Annotated in this window: 21 protein-coding genes; 4 read left to right on the top strand and 17 right to left on the bottom strand. The window is 61.1% G+C overall.

Translation table 11 applies throughout. The features are described 5' to 3' along the window. Positions 1 to 53 precede the first annotated feature (53 nt). Genes MXF20_RS05490 through MXF20_RS05445 form a run of 10 tightly spaced genes read right to left on the bottom strand, consistent with a single transcriptional unit; the run spans position 54 to position 10,117 of the window. Positions 54 to 353 carry a YicS family protein gene (locus MXF20_RS05490; RefSeq protein WP_325968088.1) on the bottom strand — a complete coding sequence of 100 codons (300 nt, stop codon included), beginning with the start codon at positions 351 to 353 and terminating at the stop codon, positions 54 to 56. After that, positions 350 to 1,372, bottom strand: a complete 1,023-nt coding sequence (locus MXF20_RS05485; protein ID WP_325968087.1) for an HAD family hydrolase — start codon at positions 1,370 to 1,372, stop codon at positions 350 to 352. The genes MXF20_RS05490 and MXF20_RS05485 overlap by 4 nt, the downstream gene beginning before the upstream one ends. Continuing rightward, positions 1,369 to 2,385, bottom strand: coding sequence for an oxygen tolerance domain protein (locus MXF20_RS05480; RefSeq protein ID WP_325968086.1), 1,017 nt, complete (start codon positions 2,383 to 2,385; stop codon positions 1,369 to 1,371). The genes MXF20_RS05485 and MXF20_RS05480 overlap by 4 nt, the downstream gene beginning before the upstream one ends. Beyond that, the gene (locus MXF20_RS05475; RefSeq protein ID WP_325968084.1) at positions 2,382 to 3,884 is read right to left on the bottom strand and encodes a VWA domain-containing protein; all 1,503 of its coding nucleotides are present in this window, start codon (positions 3,882 to 3,884) and stop codon (positions 2,382 to 2,384) included. The genes MXF20_RS05480 and MXF20_RS05475 overlap by 4 nt, the downstream gene beginning before the upstream one ends. Beyond that, the gene (locus MXF20_RS05470) at positions 3,881 to 4,858 is read right to left on the bottom strand and encodes a VWA domain-containing protein (protein WP_325968083.1); all 978 of its coding nucleotides are present in this window, start codon (positions 4,856 to 4,858) and stop codon (positions 3,881 to 3,883) included. Before MXF20_RS05470 ends, MXF20_RS05475 begins: the two co-directional genes overlap by 4 nt. Continuing rightward, entirely contained in the window at positions 4,851 to 5,288 is a 438-nt protein-coding gene (locus MXF20_RS05465) for a DUF4381 family protein (protein ID WP_325968082.1), read from the bottom strand. Before MXF20_RS05465 ends, MXF20_RS05470 begins: the two co-directional genes overlap by 8 nt. Further along, the gene (locus tag MXF20_RS05460) at positions 5,269 to 6,198 is read right to left on the bottom strand and encodes a DUF58 domain-containing protein (protein ID WP_325968080.1); all 930 of its coding nucleotides are present in this window, start codon (positions 6,196 to 6,198) and stop codon (positions 5,269 to 5,271) included. Before MXF20_RS05460 ends, MXF20_RS05465 begins: the two co-directional genes overlap by 20 nt. Continuing rightward, positions 6,195 to 7,193 (bottom strand): MoxR family ATPase, encoded by a 999-nt coding sequence (locus tag MXF20_RS05455; protein WP_325968078.1) that lies wholly within the window; start codon positions 7,191 to 7,193, stop codon positions 6,195 to 6,197. Before MXF20_RS05455 ends, MXF20_RS05460 begins: the two co-directional genes overlap by 4 nt. Beyond that, the gene (locus MXF20_RS05450; RefSeq protein ID WP_325968077.1) at positions 7,190 to 8,485 is read right to left on the bottom strand and encodes an anaerobic sulfatase maturase; all 1,296 of its coding nucleotides are present in this window, start codon (positions 8,483 to 8,485) and stop codon (positions 7,190 to 7,192) included. The genes MXF20_RS05455 and MXF20_RS05450 overlap by 4 nt, the downstream gene beginning before the upstream one ends. A 48-nt stretch (positions 8,486 to 8,533) precedes the next feature. Beyond that, positions 8,534 to 10,117, bottom strand: a complete 1,584-nt coding sequence (locus MXF20_RS05445; RefSeq protein ID WP_325968075.1) for an arylsulfatase — start codon at positions 10,115 to 10,117, stop codon at positions 8,534 to 8,536. Positions 10,118 to 10,736: 619 nt separating this feature from the next. On the opposite strand from MXF20_RS05445, the gene MXF20_RS05440 reads away from it, so the two are divergent. Continuing rightward, entirely contained in the window at positions 10,737 to 11,003 is a 267-nt protein-coding gene (locus tag MXF20_RS05440; RefSeq protein WP_058770242.1) for a YdgH/BhsA/McbA-like domain containing protein, read from the top strand. 155 nt (positions 11,004 to 11,158) lie between these two features. On the opposite strand, the gene MXF20_RS05435 is transcribed toward MXF20_RS05440, so the two are convergent. The 7 genes from MXF20_RS05435 to MXF20_RS05405 are packed head-to-tail and all read right to left on the bottom strand — an operon-like array spanning position 11,159 to position 18,715. Further along, positions 11,159 to 11,557, bottom strand: a complete 399-nt coding sequence (locus tag MXF20_RS05435) for a peptidase dimerization domain-containing protein (protein ID WP_325968073.1) — start codon at positions 11,555 to 11,557, stop codon at positions 11,159 to 11,161. Between the two features lie 2 nt (positions 11,558 to 11,559). Then, complete coding sequence (locus MXF20_RS05430; protein WP_325968072.1) at positions 11,560 to 12,663, bottom strand: alkylhydroperoxidase domain protein; 1,104 nt, start codon at positions 12,661 to 12,663, stop codon at positions 11,560 to 11,562. Between the two features lie 12 nt (positions 12,664 to 12,675). Next, complete coding sequence (locus MXF20_RS05425; RefSeq protein WP_325968071.1) at positions 12,676 to 13,680, bottom strand: putative FMN-dependent luciferase-like monooxygenase; 1,005 nt, start codon at positions 13,678 to 13,680, stop codon at positions 12,676 to 12,678. After that, entirely contained in the window at positions 13,677 to 15,287 is a 1,611-nt protein-coding gene (locus MXF20_RS05420; RefSeq protein WP_325968070.1) for an ABC transporter ATP-binding protein, read from the bottom strand. Before MXF20_RS05420 ends, MXF20_RS05425 begins: the two co-directional genes overlap by 4 nt. Then, on the bottom strand, positions 15,284 to 16,141 hold the full coding sequence (locus MXF20_RS05415) for an ABC transporter permease (RefSeq protein WP_325968069.1): 858 nt from the start codon (positions 16,139 to 16,141) through the stop codon (positions 15,284 to 15,286). Before MXF20_RS05415 ends, MXF20_RS05420 begins: the two co-directional genes overlap by 4 nt. After that, the gene (locus MXF20_RS05410; protein ID WP_325968466.1) at positions 16,141 to 17,082 is read right to left on the bottom strand and encodes an ABC transporter permease; all 942 of its coding nucleotides are present in this window, start codon (positions 17,080 to 17,082) and stop codon (positions 16,141 to 16,143) included. The genes MXF20_RS05415 and MXF20_RS05410 overlap by 1 nt, the downstream gene beginning before the upstream one ends. Positions 17,083 to 17,092: 10 nt before the next feature. Continuing rightward, positions 17,093 to 18,715, bottom strand: coding sequence for a TIGR04028 family ABC transporter substrate-binding protein (locus MXF20_RS05405; protein ID WP_325968068.1), 1,623 nt, complete (start codon positions 18,713 to 18,715; stop codon positions 17,093 to 17,095). A 415-nt stretch (positions 18,716 to 19,130) separates the two neighbouring features. Between MXF20_RS05405 and MXF20_RS05400 the strand changes: the two genes are divergently transcribed. The 3 genes from MXF20_RS05400 to MXF20_RS05390 all read left to right on the top strand — a co-directional run bounded on the left by MXF20_RS05400 (position 19,131) and on the right by MXF20_RS05390 (position 22,668). Next, the gene (locus tag MXF20_RS05400) at positions 19,131 to 20,126 is read left to right on the top strand and encodes an MsnO8 family LLM class oxidoreductase (protein ID WP_325968067.1); all 996 of its coding nucleotides are present in this window, start codon (positions 19,131 to 19,133) and stop codon (positions 20,124 to 20,126) included. 12 nt (positions 20,127 to 20,138) lie between these two features. Then, on the top strand, positions 20,139 to 21,275 hold the full coding sequence (locus MXF20_RS05395) for an amidohydrolase (RefSeq protein WP_325968066.1): 1,137 nt from the start codon (positions 20,139 to 20,141) through the stop codon (positions 21,273 to 21,275). A 79-nt stretch (positions 21,276 to 21,354) separates the two neighbouring features. After that, positions 21,355 to 22,668 carry an LLM class flavin-dependent oxidoreductase gene (locus MXF20_RS05390; RefSeq protein ID WP_325968065.1) on the top strand — a complete coding sequence of 438 codons (1,314 nt, stop codon included), beginning with the start codon at positions 21,355 to 21,357 and terminating at the stop codon, positions 22,666 to 22,668. The last annotated feature ends 1 nt before the right edge of the window (position 22,669 follow it).

Below are 22,669 nucleotides of genomic sequence, written 5' to 3'. Positions count from 1 at the left end.
CTGGCTGTTCTGCGCTGACCACGATGGCGTCTGGCGTTTCCTGCCAGCGACGATCAGCTAAAATCCGGGCAGTGGATCTGCGCCATCAGCTGCTGATAGTGCTGATGCTTACCCATCTTCAGCGCATCAGCCGCCTGCAGCAGCGCGTTGTGATTGTCCTGATCCGCCAGAAAGGTCTGTTTGATTTTTTCGTCGTCGATGGAGACCGGCACGCGACAGTGAGTACGCAGGTCGTTGATCATGGTTTGCTGCCGCAGCGCCAGCGCCAGATTCTCATACGGCGACGCTGCCAGCGCGGGCGGGATACTCAGGGTGAGCAGGGTGAGCACAGCAGCGAAAGGTAATGTTTTCATTTTGCTTCTCCTTGATGAACGGAAACGGCGGCCGGGCACTGGGCGGGATCGAACACCGTACGCCAGTCCTGTTTCATATCGACAACGGTCCAGCCATAGTGCGCGGCCAGCCTGAGACCGTTAACCAGTTTGCCGCTGGCCAGCGGATGCGCATCGTAGGCGTATTCCCGCTGCGCATCGGTGTGATGCACCAGCAGGCCGAAGGTGCTGGCGGCAGGATTCCCCGAGGTGTATTGCAGCATCGGGACATCGCCGTCGCTGTTGCCAAACGCCGCCACCGGACGATGGCCCATGAACAGATGGATTGCCACCGGTTTGGCCGCTTCATCATCATAAAATGCACCATTCATGGTTTTTCGCAACTGCGTGCCGTTGTCGCTGAGTGAAAATTCCGCGAGGGAAAACGAGCCAACCACCTGCTCAGGTGGAATGCCGTACATCTGTTCCGCCAGCACGCGCATAAAATCGATGCCGCCGCCGGAGATAATCCATGTGCGGAAACCGTGAGCGCGCAGGTAATCCAGCAGCTGGCGCATCGGCAGATAGCCCATGCGATCGTAGCGGCAGCCAAAACGCGCATCCCGCTGCGTCGCTACCCAGTTCTGCACGCGCCGGGCAAACTCATCGGTGGTGATACCGCTATGGGTCAGCGTCAGCAGATGCATCAGGCCCTTTTTCCCGCTGGCGGCGATGGCGGCTGTGTTGTTACTGAGCACCGCCTGCACCAGCGCATCCTGCTGCCACTGCGGATGTTGCGGTGCCAGCCGTTTTACTTCGTCGAGCGCAAACTGCAGCTGAAAGGTGAGCGGTGCTTCCGGCCACAGCGTGCCGTCATTATCGAACACCACGTAGCGCTGGTTGAGAGGAATAAAGTCAGCGCTGCCGGCGCGGGTGGTGTGATCAACCCACTGTGTGATGGCACGTTTTGCCGCACCGTCACGCCAGGCAGAGAGATCGTCAGCCTGACTGACGGTAGCGAGGCACAGCGTGAGGCCCGCCAGTAGTGGTGCGGTTTTCATCGGCGACTCCTGTGATGTGGAACGAGATCGGGCAGCGTGTGAGTGCGCCACAGGCGGCACCACGCATGAGCGGCAAACATCAGCGCCTGGCGCAGTAAACGGCGGCCAGCCCACAGCCCCGCGGCGATGAGAACCACGGCTGCGGCGAGCAGCAGCCACTGCCACCATTGGCGTGCAGGTCCGGCGCGCAGCGACTGTTCAATGCCGGCCGCGCGCGCAGGCAGAATGTCATAGTGATGGGCGGGCAGCGTGGCGAGCTGCCATGTCTGTTGTCGCGTATCCCACCAGCGCAGCTGCACCGGCGGCAGCGTCAGGCTGCCGGCGCTGTCCGGCAGATAGCGCAGCCGCTCGCGTCGCTGGCTGCCAGTGATCTCACCGCGTCCGCTGGTCAGGGCGCTGACCTCGGGCGTCAGCAGCTGGGTGCTGGCACCGGGCAGGTCGATCAGCACCGGTGGAATCTGTCCGCCGACCACACCGCTGGCCTGCAGCGTTATCTGCCGTTCCACCACGTCGCCGACATGCAGCGCGTCGCCCTGCGCGGCACGATACAGTGTCACTTTTTCCTGCAGATGCAGCGTGGCGGCGGGCAGGAAGCGATCCGGCTGCTGCACATCCGGCGGCCAGCGCACCCGTTTTTCCAGCGCCGGCAGCGCGACAGTCTGCGGTGGCTGGCCTGCGGATTGCAAAGTGATGTCCAGCGCCGGCAGCTGCAGTTTGCCCTGATCCCAGGCCATCAGCTGCCGCTCCATGCGGATGCCGCTCCAGCTCACGCCGTCACGCTGACGCGATACCAGCTGATTGGGAATGGCCGCCGGCAACAGCGTGCCGTTGCTGACCGGAAAGTCAGGCCACTGCGGCGGCGGGTTAAACCAGCTATCGGTCCAGTAGGTTACCGCGACGCGCAGCGGCTGGCCGGGCACCAAACGGTCATCGCCGACCAGCTCGCGCGTGATGTCCATTGCGGCGCGCGCGGGCCCGGTCAGCAGCAGCAGGCAAATCAGCAGCGTTCTCATGGTGACTCCTGACGATAGAGATTTTCCAGCAGGCCACCGGGCGACAGGCTGAGATTGTCGTACCACTGACTGACCTGCGGTGCGGCGTGACCAGCAGGCTGCATGACCTGCTGCGCGACGCCCTGCTGTTTGTGCAGATCTTTTTTGATGCCGTCAGGATCGTAATCCTGCTCTTTTCCCTGTGCCACCTGGCGATCGCGCTCCTGCTGACGAAGCTGCATCACAATACGCGCGATGCTGGCGCGATTTTGCTGTGCCATACGCCAGTCGGGACGCAGGCTCAGCGCCTGATCGTAATGCTGCAGCGCCTGTTGCCACTGTTTCTGCTGCGCCAGGCTGTTGCCCAGCCACAGCAGCGATTCAGGCGTCACGGGGGCCTGGCGAAAAGCGCCGCTGGCGGCGGAAAAATCCCCGGCATAGTAGAGCGCAATGCCGCGGCGCAGCGGATCGACATAGTGCTGCGCCGCGCGGGCGTAATCCTGCCGCTGAAAAGCGTGTTGCCCTTGCAGGTCGGGCGGGATAAACGCATCCAGCAGCGCAGCGGCCGCCGGCGGCGTGATGCCACTGAGCGGTAACCCAATCAGCACGATCAGTATCTGGCGACGCCACCACAGCAGCAGCAGTAACATCGGTGCAATCAGCCAGTAGCCGCTGTTGTGCCACGGCAGATCCGCGCGACTGTTTTGCTGGGCGCTGAGGCTTTGCTGAATATGACGCCTGATGGCAGGCAGATCGCTGTCATCGGGGGTGGCGAGCGTAACCGCCACGCCGTTGTCACGTAGCTGCTGGAAGCGCGCCACGTTGAGGCGGGTATCAATAGCCTGACTGGCGAAAGCGGGCGGCAAGGGGCCACCGAGTGCGGTGCCGGGCACCCACAGCTGCAGTGGCAGTGAGGTCTGGCTGAGTGATTGTGTATCTTCCGGGCGCAACGTATCGGCCACCAGCACAATGCTGCGCGGCGTGTCCGGCAGGTTATCATCGGCCAGCCGGAGGGCGGCCGCCAGGCCGTTGCCCTGACCGTCCGGCAGCAACGTTGGCTGCTGCGCCTGCAAAAACAGCGAGTAAAAGGCCGGATCGTTGGTGAGCGGCGTGGTAAGCCATGCACCGCCGCGATACACCACCAGGCCAAAGTGGCTGCCCGGCATCTGCTGCATCAGCTGGGCGATCTTATGCTGCATGCGCTGATGCCGGTCGGGCGGGAGATCCTGCGCCAGCATGCTGAGATCCTGTTGCAGAATCACCATCACGTCACTTTGCGGCATGACGCCGCCCGGTAACGCTTTCTGCCATGACGGTCCTGCCAGTGCCAGCACACCCAGCGCCAGCAGCCACGGGACGGGTGACAGCCGCTGCAGTCGCTTACCGGTAATCAGGGCGTGAAACGGCGCAGCCATAATGCGCTGCCAGGCGCTGCGTGGCGCGCGCAACAGCCACGCCAGTGCCAGACAAACCAGCAGCCCGGACAGCCACCACGGGTGCAAAAAATGAAAGCCATTCATGCTGCACGCTCCCGCAGCCGCGCCAGCAATAGCGCCGCGGTTAACAGCGCCAGCGCCGCGCCGAGCGGCCAGGCAAATAGCGGGCGCGTAAACGACAGACCCAGCGTCGCCACCTGCGCCGGCGTTTGGGCATCAATGGTTTGCCAGACACGCTGCAGGGCGCTGCCTGAGGTGGCTGCCTGAAACGCGCTGCCGCCGGTGATGCGGGCAATATCCTGCATCAGCGCGCTATCGACTTTGTCCTCGCCGCTGGCGTTGAGATCGCCAAAGGCAATGGTATCAACCTGCACCTGATGTTCTGCTGCCAGCTGCGCAGCGAGGGCGGGCGGCAGCTGTGAAGCGGTATCGTTGCCGTCGGTGAGTAAAATCACCATGCGGCTGGCGTCCTGTTCCAGGCTGCTGTCCAGCAGTTTGACCGCCACACCCAGCGCATCGCCGATGGCGGTTTGCTGGCCGACCATGCCGGGTGCCAGCTGGTTGATGCGCGCCAGCAGAGCCTGCTTATCGGCGCTGATCGGCGCAAATGGCCACGCCTGACTGGCAAAAATCACCAGACCGATGCGATCGCGGGTGCGCTGCAGCACGAAATTGTGCACCGAGCGCTGTACAGCCTGCAGACGAGTGGTGCCCGCGCCGGCGTCGTTTTTTGCCATCGAACCAGAAACATCCAGCACCAGCACCACATTGCGCATCGGCTTATGCTGTAGCTGCGGTGGCAACAGCAGCTCAGGGCGTGCCAGCGCGGCCAGTAACAGCAGCCATACCAGCCAGAACAGCAGTGTTTGTGGCCAGCGGCTGGCCGGTGGCGCATTCTCCAGACGCAAATCCCCGACCAGTTCCGGCAGGAACGGCACGCGCACCTCTTCGCTGACCGGCTGGCGCGGCGGCAGCAGAAAACGCGTCAGCAGCGGCAGCAGCAGCAGCAGCCACACCCACGGCCAGGCAAAATCGAAGCGGGTAAGCAGTTCAGACATCGGGCAGGGCCTCCAGCCAGCGCCGCAGCTGGCTGCGCAGGCGCTGCATCTCCTCTGGCGACAGGTGGTTGTCTGGCTGGCAGTAGCCGTCAAGCAGCCGCTGATAGGTCGCGGCATCCAGCGGGACCTCCTGCAGTAACTGGCTGACGCTCAGCTCACTGACCTGAGCGCGCGGCTGATGCACCAGCCGCACCCGCTTGATCAGCCGCAGGCAGCTGTCAATGCTGTTGTCGTGACCTAAGACCTGACGCGCTTCACGCCGCCAGCGGTTGCGCCGCCAGCGCGCTGTGCGCCACAGGGCCAGCAGCACAAGCAGGGCCGTTAACGCGCCCGCCAGCCACCACCAGCCCGCAGGCAGCGGCAGCCAGGAGACCGCGGGCGGCAGGTCAGGGTGCAGCAGTGGCGGAACGCTAAAGCCTTTTTCCAGCATGCTCGTCTCCCTGCGTTAACTGACGCAATAACGGTTCACTCACCACAATGTGCTGCACGCGGATGCCGAGCCGCAGCAGTCGCGCCTGCTGCTGTGCCAGCCGGGCAGTAACCCGCTCGCTAATCTGCTGACGCAACGCGGGCGAAAGCGGCAGCGTAACGTGCTGATGCTGGTAATGCGCGGCGAGGTAGCCCTGTTGCGGAAGCCGCAGATGCAGATCGTCGAGCAGCACAAAGGCGGTGATATCACACCGGCGCGCCAGCGCCGCCAGCAGCGCGTCACTCTGAGCGTCAAGATCGTGGAAATCGCTGATCACGCCCAGCCAGCTTCCGGCAGGCACCTGCGCCCGGATACGTTGCAGCACCTGATGGAGTGGCAGAGTGCTGGCGGGTTCCTGCGGATAGCGCGCCGGCAGCTGATTATTCATTTGATGCAGGTCGTTCAGGCACGGCGCCAGGGCGAGTTTCGGCGAGCGGCAGCGCTGCAGCCTCAGGGAATCATCGCTGAACACGGCGGCCCCGAGGCGATCGCCATCGTGCCAGCTACGCCACGCCAGCAGCGCTGCCAGGTGGGCGGCGGCGACCGATTTAGTGTGTCCGCGCGTGGCGAAATACATATCCAGACGCTGATCGACCAGCAGAAACACTGGCCGCTCGCGCTCTTCGTTATACAAGCGCACCCAGGGTGCGCGCAGACGCGCGGTGGCCTGCCAGTCGATCAGCCGCACATCATCGCCCGGCTGATAGCGGCGAAGACTGTCAAAATTGAGTCCGCGCCCCTGCTGACGCGAGACGCGCTCACCGGCCATCGCGCCGGGTGGCAGCTGAGCCGGCGGATTGCGCAACTGCTGCGCGGCACCCGCCAGCGCCAGCAGGTCAGATAGGGTGACGGCCAGTGCGGCATCGGTCATGCCACCACCGCGTCCAGCAGCATGCGTACCACGTCATCGGCGGTGACCTGGTCGGCGCTGGCCTGATAACTCAGCAGCAGACGATGCCGCAGCACGGCCGGGGCAATGCGCTGAATATCGTCCGGCAGCACCGCATCGCGCCCTTCGAGCCACGCCTGCGCGCGCCCGGCGCGGTCCAGCGCCAGCGTACCGCGCGGGCTGATACCCAGCGCCACATAGCTGGCAAAGGTGTCGCTGACCTGCTGCGGCTGGCGCGTCATTTCCACCAGCGAGACGATGTAATCTTCTACCGTGGGCGCGACGTAAATGTCGGAGATGGCCTGCCAGCAGCGCCCGATGTCCGCCTGGCTGATTTTCACCGGCGGCGCAGCGGCGCTGACGGTACTGGCATCCTGCTGGCGATACGTGGCCTGCTGTTCGGCGCGCACCAGCTGCATCACGCGCTGTTCATTCTCTTTCGAGGGATAGTGCACCAGCACTTTCATCAGGAAACGATCCAGCTGCGCTTCCGGCAGAGGCCAGGTGCCTTCCTGATCGACCGGGTTCTGCGTTGCCAGCACCATAAATACGCCCGGCAGCGGCCAGCTGTTGCCCGCCACCGTGACATGACGCTCTTCCATGGCTTCCAGCAGCGCCGACTGCACGCGGGCCGAGGCACGATTGATCTCATCGGCCAGGATCAGGTTGCCGAACACCGGGCCTGGCCGGAAACGAAACTGCTCCTCTTCGCGCGTGGCGTGCTGCTGGTAAATTTCGCTGCCGGTGATATCCGAGGGCAGCAGATCCGGTGTGAACTGAATGCGGCTGAAGTCGCCTTCGATATGGCGCGCCAGCTCGCGCACCGCACGGGTTTTGGCCAGTCCGGGCAGGCCTTCCAGCAGAACGTGGCCGTCGCACAGCAGCGCGATAATCAGCATGCGCACCAGCTCTGGCTGACCCAGCACCTGCTGGTTCATGCTCGCTTCCAGGTCGAGAAACGGTTGCCGCAGGGTCATTGCGTCACTCCCTGTTTTTCCCGCTCAAGCAGCGTGGCGATACCTACCAGGATCGGCTGAGCATAGGAAAAAAACGCTTTGATGCCGGGGCAGAGATAGTTAAGGCCGGGTTCACCCTCGGCGCTACGTACGATGCGGTTTTTCGGGCATTCGCCCCAGCATAATTTGAGGTAAGGACAGCGTTTGCAGATGGCGGGCAGGGTGTCGCGTTTCCCGAGGCCAAACGCTTTTTGCCGTTCGGAAAACGCCAGGTGCGCCAGTTTAGTGTTGGCAATATTGCCCAGCTGATACTCCGGATAGACGTAGTGATCGCAGGCATAGATATCCCCGTTTTTTTCAATGGCGAGCCCCTTACCGCAGAACTCTGAGGTCACGCAGATCTGGCCCGGCAGGCCCAGGGTTTGCGCCACCGCCGTTTCAAACAGGTTAACCTGTACGCGCCCTAAATCGTTGTTGACCCACTCCTCAAACACGGCGATGAGAAAGCGTCCCCAGTCATCGGGATCGACCGACCAGTCGGTCACCACCGAGTCGAGATCGCCTGGCCGCGCGCGGCGGGAACCGCTCACCGGGATGCTGTCATCGCGCCAGAACTGCGGCGCGGTTTGGGTAAAATCGACTGGCTCAACGCAGGGATTGAATTGCAGATAGGTTGCGCCCAGTTCGCGCGTGAGAAAGCGGTACACCTCCAGCGGAAAGCGTGCATTGGTCCGGTTGACCGTGACCAGCGCGTTTAACGGCACGCCATGACGTTGCAGCGCGGCCACACCCGCCATCACTCTGTCGAAAGTCGGTTTACCGCTGCGCGTGACGCGATAGCGATCGTGCAGCTCGCGCGGGCCATCAATCGACAGCCCGACCAGAAAGTGATGCTGCTTCAGAAAGCGCGCCCAGTTGTCGTTCAGCAGGATGCCATTGGTTTGCAGATCATTCTCGATGCGTTGTCCTGGCTTCTGATACTTTTGCTGCAGCGCCACCACCTTTTCGAACCACGGCAACCCCATCAGCGTCGGTTCACCGCCTTGCCACGAGAACACCACCTGATCGCCATCCTGACTATCAATGTACTGGCGAATATAGTTCTCCAGCACCTCATCAGACATGCCACTGTGATGATCCTGCTGCAGCAGCTGCTCTTTATGCAGGTAAAAACAGTAGTTGCAGTCGATATTGCAGCGCGAGCCGGTGGGCTTGGCCATCACGTGAAAGCGGCGTTTATACGCCGGACCGATGCCGTTGTATTTTTCCGCCGAGGGCAACGGGCGAACCGGCAGTGTGGTGCTGTATTTCATCAATGCCTCCGAATACCGGGCACAGCGTGCCCGGCTGTGAGTCATAACTCAGTTAGTGGCCGGGCTGCCTTCGTCAATCAGTTTCTGCACATCCGAAACGGTGAAGGAGCCGGGTTTCTGACGAGGCGGGAACTCTTTGAAGCTTTGCAGCATTTCTGCGGCATATTTCTGCGCGCCACCCAGCAGGAACAGACGGTCATAGAACCAGTGGTTGTAATCCATCCCGCTGTCACCGCGCTCCAGCGGGTCGATCTCCAGGTCGAAGATCAGTGGCGTGCGCAGTTTCACGAACGGATATTTCCACAGGTCGAGGCCGGTGTGTTCCTGAATCATGAAATGGGCTTTCCAGCGACCGTAGCGCATCGCTAACAAATCGCCGTCATCGCTCCAGTAGAAGAACTCATTACGCTGATCGGGCCCTTTGCCCTGCAGGAAATCCAGCTGGTTGTAACCGTCCAGATGCACTTTGTAGGTCATGGCGCTGGTCTTATAGCCTTTCAGCAGCTGCTGTTTGATATCCGGCACGCCCGCTGCGGCCACCAGCGTCGGGAACCAGTCGTTGCTGCCGAAAATATCGTTGATCATCGTGCCGGGCTTAATATGCCCCGGCCATTTGATCATCGCGGGAACGCGGAATCCGCCCTCCCAGCCGGTATTTTTCTCGCCACGGAATGGCGTCATGCCGGCATCAGGCCAGGTGGCGATCATCGGCCCGTTGTCGGTGGTGTAAATCACGATGGTGTTATCTTCGATACCCAGGTCTTTGATTTTTTTCAGCACCTCGCCGATCATTTTATCGTGCTCAACCATGCCGTCCGCGTAATCGCCGAGGCCGGTCACGCCCTGATCCTGCGGTTTAATGTGCGTTTTGTTATGCATGCGCGTGGTGTTGAACCAGGTAAAAAACGGTTTGCCCGCTTTGACCTGACGCTCCATGAAATCGTTGTTGGCGGCGAGGAACTCTTCATCCACCGTGCCCATACGTTTCACGTTCAGTGGCCCGGTATCTTCAACCTTGCCATCCGCGGTGGCTTTAATGACGCCGCGCGGACCGAACTGTTTACGGTACTCAGGATCTTTCGGATAGTCCGGGTTCTCCGGTTCTTCTTCGGCGTTCAGGTGATACAGATTGCCAAAGAACTCATCGAAGCCGTGTGCGGTAGGCAGGAATTCATTGCGATCGCCCAGGTGGTTTTTACCAAACTGACCGGTGGCATAGCCGAGTTGCTTCAGGATCGAGGCGATGGTCGGATCTTCTTTCTGCAGGCCCTGCGGCGCACCTGGCATACCGACTTTACTCATGCCGGTGCGGAACGGCATCTGCCCGGTGATAAACGACGAGCGTCCGGCGGTGGAGCTTTGCTCGGCGTAATACGAGGTGAATTTGGCGCCCTCGGCCGCAATACTGTCGATGTTGGGCGTTTTGTATCCCATGGTGCCCTGGTTATAAGAACTGATGTTCCAGTAGCCAATGTCATCGCCAAAAATCACCACGATGTTAGGCTTGCCCGAATTTTGCTCGGGCGCGGTAGAGGGCGTCGGGGATTGAGGAGCCGCATGGGCGCTCCAGGAACAGCAGGCCACAGATAGCATGGAAGCTAATAGCGACTTGCTAAAAGGTAATCTGGACATTTCTGCACTCCGATAATTGTATTCCGACCAGGTCAGAATTTTTCCGACCAAATAAGTGCTGCGCAGACGGTTATTTCCTCCTTACCCTGAAAGGACGGCAGATGAATAAACGCATCTTTTCTTTAGCTATTTCCCGGTGCGGAATGGCGGTGCTCAGTCAGTCTGATTATCTGTGATTCAACATAGTTTTTATTAAAGTGTGGCCCGGTGCGTGCAGGCACCGGGCTGGCGAACGCTATGCGGTGTGAGGAGGAGTAAACGTGACTAAAACGTAAGAATGTAAAAAAAGAGCAGGCTGTGTATCTGGTTATGTAGCAACCATAGCGGCTCAAAACTGGAATGCCAAGTGCTATTTTAAAAATGTGAGCGGGAAGGGGATTTTTTCTTTTCCATTATGTTGTGCGATCTCTTAGCTGAGGGTTTTCTTATTTTCAGTCTGTTATTTTTTTCCTAATGCACTGTTATTTAATCGTTATTTTTCTCCTTCTGAACGCGGCTGGTTAATTTTTACGAGGCGGGTCATATTTTTTTGTGCGCAGGTTTGCAATATATCCACGGCTCGCCTAAGCCTTAAAAGGCCATCCGGAACGCGATGGAATCAATTAATCTGGGGTGATTTATGAAAAAAATTACGGTAGCAATAATGTCATTGCTGGTGGCATCAACTTTTTCTTTATCAGCTCTGGCAGCGCAGGAAATTACTAAAGAAGAGGCTAAGCAGTATCAGGAAGTCGGTAAGGTTAGTACCAATAATGAATACAGCTCACCGGCAGAGGCCATGGCTGAAATTTCGAAAAAGGCCGATGAGATGGGCGGTAAATATTTTGTGATTACCTCCGGGAAAGAAGGTAAGAAAATACAGGGTACGGCGACAGTGTATAAATAAAAACTTATACGCTGATAATCAGGTGTCATAGCCATTACAACAGGCCGTTTTTATCACGGCCTGTTGTTGTGTTGCTATTTTTTTCAATAAGCGGTGCGATCAAGGTCTGGTTCGATTGCCGGGTCGTCAGCAGGCAATCTAATCCGGGAAACCGTTCATGACGGCAACCGCAGCGTCACACCGCTGGCCGGTTCCGCGCTGCTATCGGCTTCGCTGTGCAGTTGCCAGGCGAGCTGCGCGTCGGCGCCGAACGCCCGGGCAATATGGCTGACCAGCGTCGCGGCCTGCGCCGCTGACCGCTGACGCGCGCTGGCATCCTCGCTATGCAGCACGCCTTCTACGACGACTTCTGGCGGCAGCACGTTCCAGCTGTTGCCACCCTGAAAGCGGGTGACATCCAGGCCGGCGGCGTCCAGCGCGCTGACGATGTGGCTGCCGGTAACGATACTGTCGATGCCCTCATGCGGACGTGCAGCGTGAGCGCCTTTGCCGTGAATGGTGATATGGAAATGGTCGATAAACGCTGCCGGTGTGGCAGATAACGTGTGTGTCATGGTCATCCCTGCGGCTGTTCAGGTAAGAAAGGTTCGCCCAGCGTTAGCATCAGGCGGTTGGCCCAGGCAAAAAACGCGGCGGACTGGATCAGGTCCAGCAGCTGCAGCGTATCCAGCCCGTGCGCGCGCAGCGCCTGCAGCTGGGTCTGGCTGCTGGCGACCGGGGTTAGCGATAAGGTGGCGACAAAATCGATAATCGCCGCCCAGCGCGCGGACTGGCCGTGTGCCAGCCCGGCACCCGGCGCGACATTCAGGAGTTTCTGCACCGCAGTCTCATCTTTTGACAGCTGACTGGCTTTGCGGGCATGCACGGACGCGCAGTAAATGCAGCCGTTGACTTTACTCACCACCGTGGCCGCCAGTTCACGCTCGGCGCGAGGCAAACCGCCCGGCGTATAAAAGATGCCTTTATCCGTCAGCGTGCGTTGTTCCAGCAGCGGCAGATTGCGCGCCAGCAGACGGAAATAGTCGGACTCGCTATGACCGTTTTTTGCCAGTGTCGCCTGTTCTTCCGCCGTAAACTCGCTAAGCGGTTTGGCTGCCAGCCACGGCTCCCAGCCCAGCTCCTGCTGGGTAAACGCAGTGAGCGCAGTCTGACCGCTGGCCGTGAGCGGGGCGCTATGCCATTTGCCGGCCATCGCATGCGGCTGCGCGCGCGATGTTTCACCGCTCAGCAGGCGCAGGCCGGTCAGCAGGCGACTCTGAAAGCTGACAAATCCCACCAGCTGCGCCAGCGTGACGATGCCGCGCGGCGTCCAGCCGGCATGGCGCAGCGTGGTCAGTTGTTGCGGTGTGGCGTCGACCGGATGCAGGCTCAGCAGTTCAGCAAAGGCGCGACCGGCGGCAAAGCGCGCATCTGCCGGGCTTTGGCTGGATTGCTGCTGATAGTGTGCCTGCAATGATGTGACGCCGTGCCAGCCGGCGACCTGTCCGGCGAGCGCGTAGCGCTGCGCCAGCGGGAAATCGTCGTCATCCTGGCCAAACAGCACGTCATAGCTGCCCTGCGCGTGTCGGGTCGCGGCCTGACGCACGTTGCGCGCCTCTGCCAGTTGCGCCGCCGGGTCGATATCGGCCAGCGCCGCCAGTAAATCTGTAGCCTGAGACATGGTTTTCTCCTGTTAAGCGGCACCCAGCGCACGCAGCGTGGGTGCAATATGTTCAGCGATTAATGCCACCGAACGCAGCGTATCGGCGTGCGGCGGATCGATAGAGTGCACCTGGAAGGTGATGTCGGTGGCGCGCGTCAGCGTGCTGTCGGCCAGCAGCGAAGCCAGCACCGTGTCCGCATCGCCGATATGCGCATCGAGCTGGCGCGCGTGACTCTCCAGCGTGCTGCCGGTGATGTCGTGGCCCGCCTTGCGAAACTGCTCCGCCTGGCGCTGCAGACCGGGCGCGGCGAGGCGGCGCGCGTAGCCGTTCGAGTCGGCAACAAACGCGGTGCGTGAAGCCAGGATGCGCGGCGCAACGCCCGACGGCAGCGCCGCGAGATACGCATCGATCATCGGGTTTTGCAGCTGCTGCAGCGACAGATCCGGCTGACCCGCCGGCCGCGGCTGGGTGCGCGATAACATCAGGCCGTGACCGGCCTGGCCGGCACGCGTCGCGCCTGCAACGGAAAAGGTGGCGATCCACACGCGCTGCGCCAGCGTCGGGGCCGGCGGATAGAGATGATTGTCCGGATGGGCCAGCGTGTCGCCGCGCCATGCGCTGAGCAGCGTATGCAGCTGGTCGGCAAACACGCCAGCGCGCTGTTCGCTGGTCAGGCCAAAGGGCAAAAATGAGGTCGGCGTGCCGCCGGAGCCGAGCCCCACCTCCAGGCGTCCGTCGCTCAGCAGGTCCAGCACCGCCGCGTCTTCGGCCACGCGCAGGGCATTTTCCAGCGGCAGAGTGATGATGCCGGTGCCGAGCCGGATATGACGGGTGTGCGCGGCCACGTGGGCAAGAAACACCAGCGGTGAGGGCAGCCCGCCTTCGTTTTCATGAAAGTGGTGCTGCGCAATCCAGGCACTGTCAAATCCGCAGCGTTCAGCGTGCTGAATCTGTTCCGTCGCCAGCCGGTAGCGCTGTTGCGCCGTGGTGTCGTCGAGCAGACGGGTAAAAAAACCGATGCGTTTGCGCGTCATGCAGACTCCTTAATCAGCGGACGGAAAACCGGAATGGCGTCAATCAACGCGCGGGTGTAGGGGTGCTGCGGCGCATTGAACAGTGTGACGGTGTCACCTTGTTCAACCACTTCGCCGGCGCGCAGCACGGTAACGCTGTGCGCCAGCCGTCGTACCGTGGCCAAATCGTGGGTGATAAACAGATAGGTGAGGCCCAGCTCGCGCTGTAACTGTTGCAGCAGCTGCAGAATCTGTGCCTGCACCGTGACGTCCAGCGCCGACGTTGCCTCATCCAGCACCAGGATCGCCGGTTCCGGGATCAACGCCCGTGCGATGGCGACGCGCTGACGCTGGCCGCCGGACAGCTCGCGCGGCTTGCGCGTCAGCAGATCCAGCGGCAGTGCCACCCGCTGCGCCACCTCGTGCACCCGCTGCTGGCGTGCGGCGGCGCTGAGCGAGCCGAAGTTGCGCAGCGGTTCTTCAGTGATGTTAAACAGCGTCTGACGAGGATCGAGCGAGGCGAACGGATTCTGGTAAACAAACTGAATTTTGCGCCGCAGCTGGCGCAGCGCTTCGCCGCGCAGGCTGCTGGCATCGATGCCGTCGATCACCACTTTGCCGCGATCGGCGCGTTCAAAGCCAAGCAGAATGCGCGCCAGCGTGGTTTTGCCGGAGCCAGATTCACCCACCAGCGCGTGCGTCGTGCCGCGTGGCACCGTCAGGCTGACCGCTTTCGCCACCGTCAGCGTCTGCTGCCTGCCGAGCGCAAACTGTTTATCGATGGCGCTGAGCTGAATCGCCGGCGTGGAAAAACGGGCTGCGGACGGATAAGGCAGAGCGGTAGCGTCGGGTACCGCGTCCTGTAACAGCTGGCGGGTATACGGGTGCTGTGGCGCGCTGACCAGCGTCGCTGCGCGTCCCTGTTCCTGAATCTCGCCGTGACGAAAAACCAGCAGACGGTCAGCGCGTTCCGCGGCCAGCGCCAGGTCGTGGGTGACAAACAGCACGGCGGTGCCGGACTCACGGCGCAGCTGGTCGAGCAGATCGAGGATGCGCTTTTGCACCGTGACATCCAGCGCGCTGGTCGGCTCATCGGCGATGATCAACTGGGGTTGCAGGGCGAGGGCGATGGCAATCAGCACGCGCTGCTTCATCCCGCCAGAGAGCTGATGCGGATATTGATGCAGGCGCTGCTGCGGATGGCTCAGTCCCACTTTTTGCAGCAGCTCCAGCACGCGCTGCTGGCGCGCGGTCCGGCTAAGCTTCTGATGCAACTGCAGGATCTCGCCAACCTGATCGCCAATGGTCTTCACCGGATTAAGCGAATTACCGGGATCCTGCGGCACCAGGCTGATATGCACGCCGCGCACGCTGTCCATGCGCCGGGGTGACCAGCCGGCGATATCGGTGCCGTTCAGCAGAATTTTACCGCTATCGCGCCGGGCATTGTCCGCCAGCAGACCGATGATCGCCTGGGCCGTGGTGGTTTTGCCTGAGCCGGATTCACCGACCAGCGCCACCATTTCGCCCGGCTGCAGGGTAAAGCTTACGTTATGCACCACTTCATGCCACACGCCGCGCTGACGATAGCTGAGGCTGAGGTTTTCCACGCTCAATAGCGCTGTCATGCGTCACCTCCTGCCAGCTGACGGCTGACGCGATTCGCCGCCAGCACCACGGCGACCACCACCACGCCAGGAAAGGTGGTCAGCCACCACGCGGTAGCCAGATAGTTGCGGCCTTCGGCAATCAGCAAACCCCATTCGGGGGTCGGTGGCGGCGTGCCATAGCCAAGAAAGCTGAGGGTTGAGAGCGCCAGAATGGCCTGACCAAACTGCAGCGCGGCGAAGGCAATCACCGCGTTCAGCGAGTTCGGGACAATGTGACGCCACAGCACCTGCCAGAAACGGCCGCCACTGCCGAAGGCCGCTTCCACATATTCACTGCGGCGCACCCGTACCACTTCGCCGCGCGCCAGCCGGGCGAAACTGGCAATCGAGGCGATGCCCACCGCCAGCGCAGCGTGCACGGTGCCAAAACCCAGCAGGATCAGCAGGCTTAATGACAGCAGCAGCGCCGGAATCGAGAGCAGCACATCAACCAGTCGCATCAGCGCCTGTTCAGTGCGGCCGCCCACGGCCCCGGCCAGGACGCCCAGCGCGGTACCGCCAGTCAGCCCCATCGCCACCGCCGCGACCGCCGCAGAGAGCGACTGCGAGGCGCCATAGACGATGCGCGCCAGCAGGTCGCGTCCCAGTTGATCGGTGCCGAGCCAGTGCGCACTGTGCGGCGCTAAGCGCTGCGCGCCGGCAATGCCTTCGGTCGGGCTATAGTGGGTGAACAGTTGCGGTGCCACGGCCGCCACTAATGCCAGCGCCAGCACCGTCCATGCCAGCCACAAGCCGGGCTGCAGGCGGCGGGCACGATCGCGCCGCAAGGCCGGCTGTCCCTGACGCGCGGTAGAGTAATCGACCAGACTCATTAATTTCCTCCGGCTACGGTTTGCAGACGTGGGTCGAACAGCGGCATCAGCACATCGACCAGCAGGTTGATCAGCACAAACGCCAGGGCGGAGATCATCACCACCGCCTGTAACACCGCCACATCCTGATTGTTGACCGCCTGCTGGGTCAGCTGGCCGATGCCGCTTAAGCCGAACACGGTTTCGGTAATCAGCGCGCCCGCGATCAGTTCCCCCAGCAGCAAACCGGCAACATTGAGCACCGGCAGCAGCGCGTTGCGCATGATATGGCGCCACAGCACGTGTTGTGCGCTGGCACCTTTGGCGCGGGCCACGGCGACAAACGGCTGGGTAGCAACCTGATCAATGCTGCGAAGCAGAATCTGGGCCAGCGGGGCGGAGATGGGCACGGCGACAGTCAGCACCGGCAGAATCAGCCCCTGCAGGGGCGAAGGGTTGATCACCGGGATCCAGCGCAGTTGAAAGGAGAACAGCTGAATCAGCGCGATGCCAAGCCAGAACGTCGGCAGCGAAATAAACAGCGCCGGCAGCGACTGCAATAGCGCACGCAGCAGGCGCAGCGCAGGCAGTCGCGCCAGCGCCGACAGTGCGAAGGCCACCACGCAGGCAACGGCAAATCCGGCCAGCGCCAGCTGCAGCGTGGCGGGCAGATTGCTGCGCAGCAGATCGCTGACCGGCACACCTGCCTGCACCGAGTAGCCAAAGTCACCGCGCAGCATCGCCAGCAGCGTATGCAGATACTGCTGCCAGATCGGGCTATCGGCACCGTAGGCCTGCCGCATCTCTGCAATTTGCTGCGGGCTGAGACCCAGATCCGGATTCTGGAACTTGATCAGCACCGCATCGCCCGGCAGCACCTGTAACAGCAGAAACGACAGGGTAAACGCCGCCCATAACACCAGCAGGCTTTGTCCCGCTCTCTGCAGCAGTGCGTGTCGCATCATCATCCTCTCAATGTTTTTCCAGCCAGGCGCCGTAGAACGACGGCCGGCCTACGGCTTCAAAGCTGACGCCCTTCAGCCACGGCGCGCCGGCAAACACCTGCGGCTCTTCAAAAATCGGGATCACATAAGCCTGATCCAGCAGATAACGCTGGGCGTCGCCGGTGAGCGCCAGACGTTTCGCCGGATCGACTTCGGCCGAGATCGCCACCAATAGCTTGTTGAGTTGGTCGTCACGGAAATGCTGGACTTTGTCGCTGGAGCCGCCTTTTTGCAGCAGCGCATCGCGGTTGGCGGGGTAAAACATGCTCTTCACCACGTCCGGATCGGCGCGGCCCACTTCTGAGACCGTGAGCGGGGTTTTTAGCGGATCGAGGTTGTCCAGCGTGCGGCTGCCGGCGTCACCGGCTTTCACCGTGAGCTGGACGCCAACCTGACGCCACTGCTGAGCCACCAGCTGCAGCACTTCTTTGTTCTGCGGCTGCGGCAGCGATTCATACACGGTCAGGGCCAGCTTTTGCCCCGCCTTAGCGCGGATGCCGTCGCTGCCGGGCTGCCAGCCAGCCTCATCAAGCAGTTGTCTGGCGCGGGCGGGATCGTATTTCAGTTTGTCCGCGAGGTTGACATACCCGGCGGCCGGGGCGGCGAGTACCGAGGTGGCCTGCGGATAGTTAGGTGAAAACAGCGTTTGCACCACCTGCTGCGCGTTGGTCGCGTGTAACAGCGCCTGACGTACACGCAGATCGCTGACCAGCGGGTTATCCGGGCGGAAGCTGATGCTGTCGTTGACGCCACGCGTCGGCGCTGCGTAAACCGGGAACGCCTGCTGCTGCGCCTGTTTTTCGTCATACGCCTGCACCTGGCGAATAAAATCGGCCTGGCCGGCCAGCAGCGCGCCGATGCGCACGCTATCTTCCGGTGTGACGATAAATTTTATGCCAGCCAGATTCGCCGGTCCCTGCTGGGTGCTGTTTTTCGGTCCCCACTGGTAATCTTTGCGCGCGGTTAAATCCACTTCCCGACCGAGCTTTTCATCGCTGACCACAAACGGCCCGGAGCCAATAATATGGCGCGCATCGCCGAGCTGGTCGAAACTGCGTTGCAGCGTGCTGAGCGAAACCAGCCCGGAGCCAATGGTGGCCGTGCCCTGTAAAAATCCAGGTGAGGGCTGTTTGAAATAAAACTTCACCGTCTGGGGATCAATCACTTCGCTGCGTTCGTAATTATTAATCACTTCAGATACCGGCAGGCGCTGGGCTTTATTACCGAGTCCGTAAGTATCAAAGTTTTTCGCTACGGCATTCGCATCCAGCGGCGTGCCATCGGAAAAGGTGACGCCAGGACGAATTTTAAAGGTATATTCCGTTTTATCCGCGTTGCTGCTCCAGCTTTCGGCAATCCACGGTTCCACCTGCAGCGTTTTCGGATTTTGCCACGTCAGTTTGTCGGTGATCTGATTAAGAATGCCGCCGTTGGGATAAAAACCCCCGGCCGGCGGATAAAGATTGGTATGTGCCTGCTGTTCCAGATAAATCAGCGTGCCGCCTTTGACCGGCGTCTCCGCCGCGTGGGCGCTAAATATCCCTGTCAGCAGGGCTAAGCTCAGCGCCCGCAAGTGAAAATGCGTCTTCATGATGATTTCCTTTGTTATCAGGTGCCCGGTGGGCTGAAATCATCATCAAATGTGCAACCCGTGAGTTGAACCAATGAATTGCACTAAGCTTTTGCGAAAATAACAAAAGCGGAGAGTTAATTTTATGCCGCAATTATCGGGCTGTTTTCCTGGCTTGATAAAATTTTTTTCTCAACCTGAAAACCTGCACTGATGTTATTGCTGCTGCAGATTATTACCGGCTCGCGCAATGTTACCCCGATAAAAAGCGGAATTCGCTTTGCAGAAAATCGGGCTTTCACAAGCCAGTATTATGACTATTTCTCATTTCCTGATTCGCTTTGCCGATTTAGTTGTTTTACGAAATATAAATCTCCCCGCCACACTAAGCGCCATATTCATCGCAACCCTATTCATCGAAATAAGGAACAGGCGCATGTCATACCGACTGAGTTTGCTCGACAAATCACCGATTGCAGCCGGTGAGAGCGCCACGCAGGCCCTGCATCGCACACTGCAGCTGGCTCAGCGCGCGGAAGCCTGGGGTTATCACCGCTTCTGGCTGGCGGAACACCACAACAGCGACCAGCTGGCGAGTCCTTCGCCGGAAGTGTTGATTGCCTGGATTATTGGCCAGACCCGGCATATCCGCGTGGGTTCCGGCGGCGTGATGTTGCAGCACTATAGCCCTTATAAAGTGGCGGAAAACTTTAACCTGCTGGCGGCGCTGGCCCCCGGTCGCATCGACCTGGGCGTGGGCAAAGCGCCCGGCGGACTGCCGCTTTCCACCCGCGCGCTGCAGCTGGGGGTGCATCAGCAGGAGAAAGGCAGCTTTGCCGAACAGCTGGCGCTGCTGGATAGCTGGCTCAGTGTGCCGCCGGTGGGTGATGAGGAGATCCTGCGCGCCACGCCGCAGCCGCCGCGTCCGGCCAGTCGCTTTCTGCTCGGGGCCAGCGAAGCGAGCGCCCGACTGGCGGCTGAGCTCGGCTGGCAGCTGGTGTTCGCCGCACACCACAACGGCGATCCGCAACTGATGGCGCAGGTGCTGAACAGCTATCGCCAGCACAGTCAGGGTCAGCACGCGCTGGTGGCGGTACAGGTGGTGGTGGCGGATTCGCCGGCAGAAGCTGACCTGCTGGTCGACACACTGCGCATTTATCACGTCAGCGTGACGGGCGGACAGAGCGTTAACGTCGGCAGCCTTGAACAGGCTGAGCGCTATGTGCGTCAGGGCGGTTTCAGTGACTACGTGATTGAGCCACGCACGCCGTCGCTGCTGAAAGGGACCGCGGCACAGGTGCACGCGCAGCTGGATGCGCTGCATCAGCGCTACGGCATTGAAGAGTTTGTTATCGATACACCGGTGGCGGAGGAGCAGGCGCGGGTGAAATCCCTCGAACTGCTGGCGACGCATCGTCTGGTCAGCGCCTGACCGGGAGGTCCTGTGACGAGAGTAAGCGAACAGCAGCTGATTGACTGGCGGCGCGAGCTGCACAGCTGGCCGGAACTCTCCGGTCATGAAGTGGAAACCAGCGCGCGGCTGCGCCGCTGGCTGCAGCAGGCTGATGTGCGCCTGCTGGATTATCCGCTGCACACCGGCGTGGTGGCGGAAGTGGGTCAGGGCGCGCCCCTGATCGCCCTGCGTGCCGATATCGATGCATTGCCGATACATGAAGCCACCGGGCTGCCGTTTCGTTCACGGCAGGCCGGCGTCATGCACGCCTGCGGTCACGATGTGCACAGTGCGGTGATACTGGGTGCCACGCTGCAGCTGAAAGCACGGGAAGATCAGCTAGCGGGGCGGGTCCGCATCCTGTTCCAGCCGGCCGAAGAGATTGCCCAGGGCGCGCGCCAGTTCATCGACGCGGGAGTGCTGGATCAGGTGCAGGCGATTTTTGGCATGCACAACGAACCGGGTTTGCCCACGGGCACCTTTGCCACGCGCAGCGGTGCGTTTTACGCCAATGCCGATAAATTTGTGGTGCGCGTGCACAGCACCCGCGCGGAGGTGAACAGCATCCTGGTCGCCAGCCAGATTATTCAGGCGCTGCAATCCCTCACCAGCCGCAGCTTTAATACGCTGGACAGTCTGGTACTGAGCGTCACGCGGATTGATGCGCACAGGCACGACGCTCAGCAGACGGCTGAAGCGGAATTTGGCGGCACGGTGCGCACGCACGACAAACAGGTGCGCGCGCAGCTGGAGCAGCGTGCGCGCGAGGTGGTGGTCAATATTGCCGCCGCCAGCGGTGCCACGGCCACCTTTAGCTGGCATCCGGGGCCGCCGGTGCTGGAGAACGACGCCCACTGGGCACAGGTTGCCAGTCAGGTGGCGCAGCAGGTGGGCTATCAGGTGCAACAGGCTGAGCTGCACCTGGGCGGCGAAGATTTCGCTTATTACCTGCAGCAGCTCCCCGGCGCGTTTGTCAGCATTGGCAGCGCCAGTGAATTTGGCCTGCACCACGGTGGCTTCAACCCCGATGAAGCGCTGATCGCCCCGGCGGCACACTACTTCAGCCAGCTGGCGCAACAGGCATTGCAGCAGCTAAACGCGCGATGTCGCGACGCCATCCTTAACTGATTTCCTTCCATTTCTGGCAGCGCTGTACGGCGATAAGGCTATCGCCGGCAGGCTGCGCCATGAGTAAAGAGAGACGATTATGACTGCAAGACAACTGCGCCTCGGCACCATTCTGCACGGCGCATCCGGCAACATGTCCGCCTGGCGTCATCCGGCGGCGCAGGCGGATGCCAGCATCAGTTTTGATTACGCCCGCCGTATCGCCCGTAAAGCCGAGGCTGGCAAACTGGATTTCCTGTTTGTCGCCGATGGCTTGTTCATCAATGAGAAATCGATCCCGCACTTTCTTAACCGCTTCGAACCGCTGACGCTGCTGTCGGCGCTGGCCGGTGTTACCGAGCATCTCGGCCTGGTCGGTACGGTGTCGACTTCTTACAGTGAGCCGTTCACCGTCGCCCGCCAGTTCGCCAGCCTCGATCATCTCAGCGGCGGGCGCGCCGGCTGGAATGTGGTGACTTCGCCGCTGGAGGGCTCGGCAAAAAACTTTTCGCGTCAGCAGCATCCCGAGCATGCGCTGCGCTACCGCATCGCCGACGAATATCTGCAGGTGGTGAAAGGGTTGTGGGATTCCTGGGAAGAGGGCGCGTTTGTGCGCAACAAAGCCAGCGGTCAGTTCTATGCGCCTGACAAACTGCACACGCTGCATCATCACGGTGATTTTTTCCAGGTACAGGGACCGCTGAACATTGAGCGCACGCCGCAGGGCCGGCCAATTATCTTTCAGGCGGGCGCCTCGGAAGATGGCCGCAAGCTGGCGGCGCGTCATGCTGACGCCATCTTCACTCATCAGCCAACGCGCGAAGAGGCGCAGGCGTTCTACCGGGATGTGAAACAGCAGCTGGTGGCGAACGGGCGTGAACCGGTCGATCTGCACATTTTCCAGGGCGTCAGTGTGATCGTGGGGGAGGATGACGCAGACGTCGAGCGCCAGTACCAGACCACCGCGGCGCTGGTCTCGATTGAGGATGCACTCAACTACCTTGGTCGCTTCTTTGACCATCACGACTTCTCGCAATACCCGCTCGACCAGCCGTTCCCGGACATTGGCGACATTGGCCAGAACAGCTTCCGTAGCACCACCGACGAAATCAAACGCAAAGCGCGCGAATACGGCCACACGCTGCGCCAGGCGGCGCTGGAAGCCGCGACGCCGCGTCCGCTGTTTCACGGCACGCCACAGCAGGTGGCGGATGGTCTGCAGCTGTGGTTCGAAACCGAAGCCACTGACGGTTTCATCATTCAGGGCGGCACGCCGGACACTTTCGAACGTTTTGTTGAGCAGGTAATTCCGGTGCTCCAGGCGCGCGGCCTGACGCGTCGTGAATACCCGGGTAACACGCTGCGCGCCAGCTTTGGTCTGCAACAGCCGCTCAACCAGTTCACACCACAATAAC

It is taken from the genome of Pantoea dispersa (assembly GCF_035783935.1).
In the GTDB taxonomy this organism is placed as follows: Bacteria; Pseudomonadota; Gammaproteobacteria; order Enterobacterales; family Enterobacteriaceae; genus Pantoea; species Pantoea dispersa_C.
The sequence above is the reverse complement of the archived record's forward strand: the minus strand, read 5'-3'. Positions and strand labels throughout refer to the sequence as shown.

What these genes read in the sequence shown, in the direction of transcription:
- MXF20_RS05490 (WP_325968088.1), bottom strand. Translation starts at nt 353, where the DNA reads ATGAAAACATTACCTTTCGCTGCTGTGCTCACCCTGCTCACCCTGAGT.
- MXF20_RS05485 (WP_325968087.1), bottom strand. Translation starts at nt 1,372, where the DNA reads ATGAAAACCGCACCACTACTGGCGGGCCTCACGCTGTGCCTCGCTACC.
- MXF20_RS05480 (WP_325968086.1), bottom strand. Translation starts at nt 2,385, where the DNA reads ATGAGAACGCTGCTGATTTGCCTGCTGCTGCTGACCGGGCCCGCGCGC.
- MXF20_RS05475 (WP_325968084.1), bottom strand. Translation starts at nt 3,884, where the DNA reads ATGAATGGCTTTCATTTTTTGCACCCGTGGTGGCTGTCCGGGCTGCTG.
- MXF20_RS05470 (WP_325968083.1), bottom strand. Translation starts at nt 4,858, where the DNA reads ATGTCTGAACTGCTTACCCGCTTCGATTTTGCCTGGCCGTGGGTGTGG.
- MXF20_RS05465 (WP_325968082.1), bottom strand. Translation starts at nt 5,288, where the DNA reads ATGCTGGAAAAAGGCTTTAGCGTTCCGCCACTGCTGCACCCTGACCTG.
- MXF20_RS05460 (WP_325968080.1), bottom strand. Translation starts at nt 6,198, where the DNA reads ATGACCGATGCCGCACTGGCCGTCACCCTATCTGACCTGCTGGCGCTG.
- MXF20_RS05455 (WP_325968078.1), bottom strand. Translation starts at nt 7,193, where the DNA reads ATGACCCTGCGGCAACCGTTTCTCGACCTGGAAGCGAGCATGAACCAG.
- MXF20_RS05450 (WP_325968077.1), bottom strand. Translation starts at nt 8,485, where the DNA reads ATGAAATACAGCACCACACTGCCGGTTCGCCCGTTGCCCTCGGCGGAA.
- MXF20_RS05445 (WP_325968075.1), bottom strand. Translation starts at nt 10,117, where the DNA reads ATGTCCAGATTACCTTTTAGCAAGTCGCTATTAGCTTCCATGCTATCT.
- MXF20_RS05440 (WP_058770242.1), top strand. Translation starts at nt 10,737, where the DNA reads ATGAAAAAAATTACGGTAGCAATAATGTCATTGCTGGTGGCATCAACT.
- MXF20_RS05435 (WP_325968073.1), bottom strand. Translation starts at nt 11,557, where the DNA reads ATGACACACACGTTATCTGCCACACCGGCAGCGTTTATCGACCATTTC.
- MXF20_RS05430 (WP_325968072.1), bottom strand. Translation starts at nt 12,663, where the DNA reads ATGTCTCAGGCTACAGATTTACTGGCGGCGCTGGCCGATATCGACCCG.
- MXF20_RS05425 (WP_325968071.1), bottom strand. Translation starts at nt 13,680, where the DNA reads ATGACGCGCAAACGCATCGGTTTTTTTACCCGTCTGCTCGACGACACC.
- MXF20_RS05420 (WP_325968070.1), bottom strand. Translation starts at nt 15,287, where the DNA reads ATGACAGCGCTATTGAGCGTGGAAAACCTCAGCCTCAGCTATCGTCAG.
- MXF20_RS05415 (WP_325968069.1), bottom strand. Translation starts at nt 16,141, where the DNA reads ATGAGTCTGGTCGATTACTCTACCGCGCGTCAGGGACAGCCGGCCTTG.
- MXF20_RS05410 (WP_325968466.1), bottom strand. Translation starts at nt 17,082, where the DNA reads ATGCGACACGCACTGCTGCAGAGAGCGGGACAAAGCCTGCTGGTGTTA.
- MXF20_RS05405 (WP_325968068.1), bottom strand. Translation starts at nt 18,715, where the DNA reads ATGAAGACGCATTTTCACTTGCGGGCGCTGAGCTTAGCCCTGCTGACA.
- MXF20_RS05400 (WP_325968067.1), top strand. Translation starts at nt 19,131, where the DNA reads ATGTCATACCGACTGAGTTTGCTCGACAAATCACCGATTGCAGCCGGT.
- MXF20_RS05390 (WP_325968065.1), top strand. Translation starts at nt 21,355, where the DNA reads ATGACTGCAAGACAACTGCGCCTCGGCACCATTCTGCACGGCGCATCC.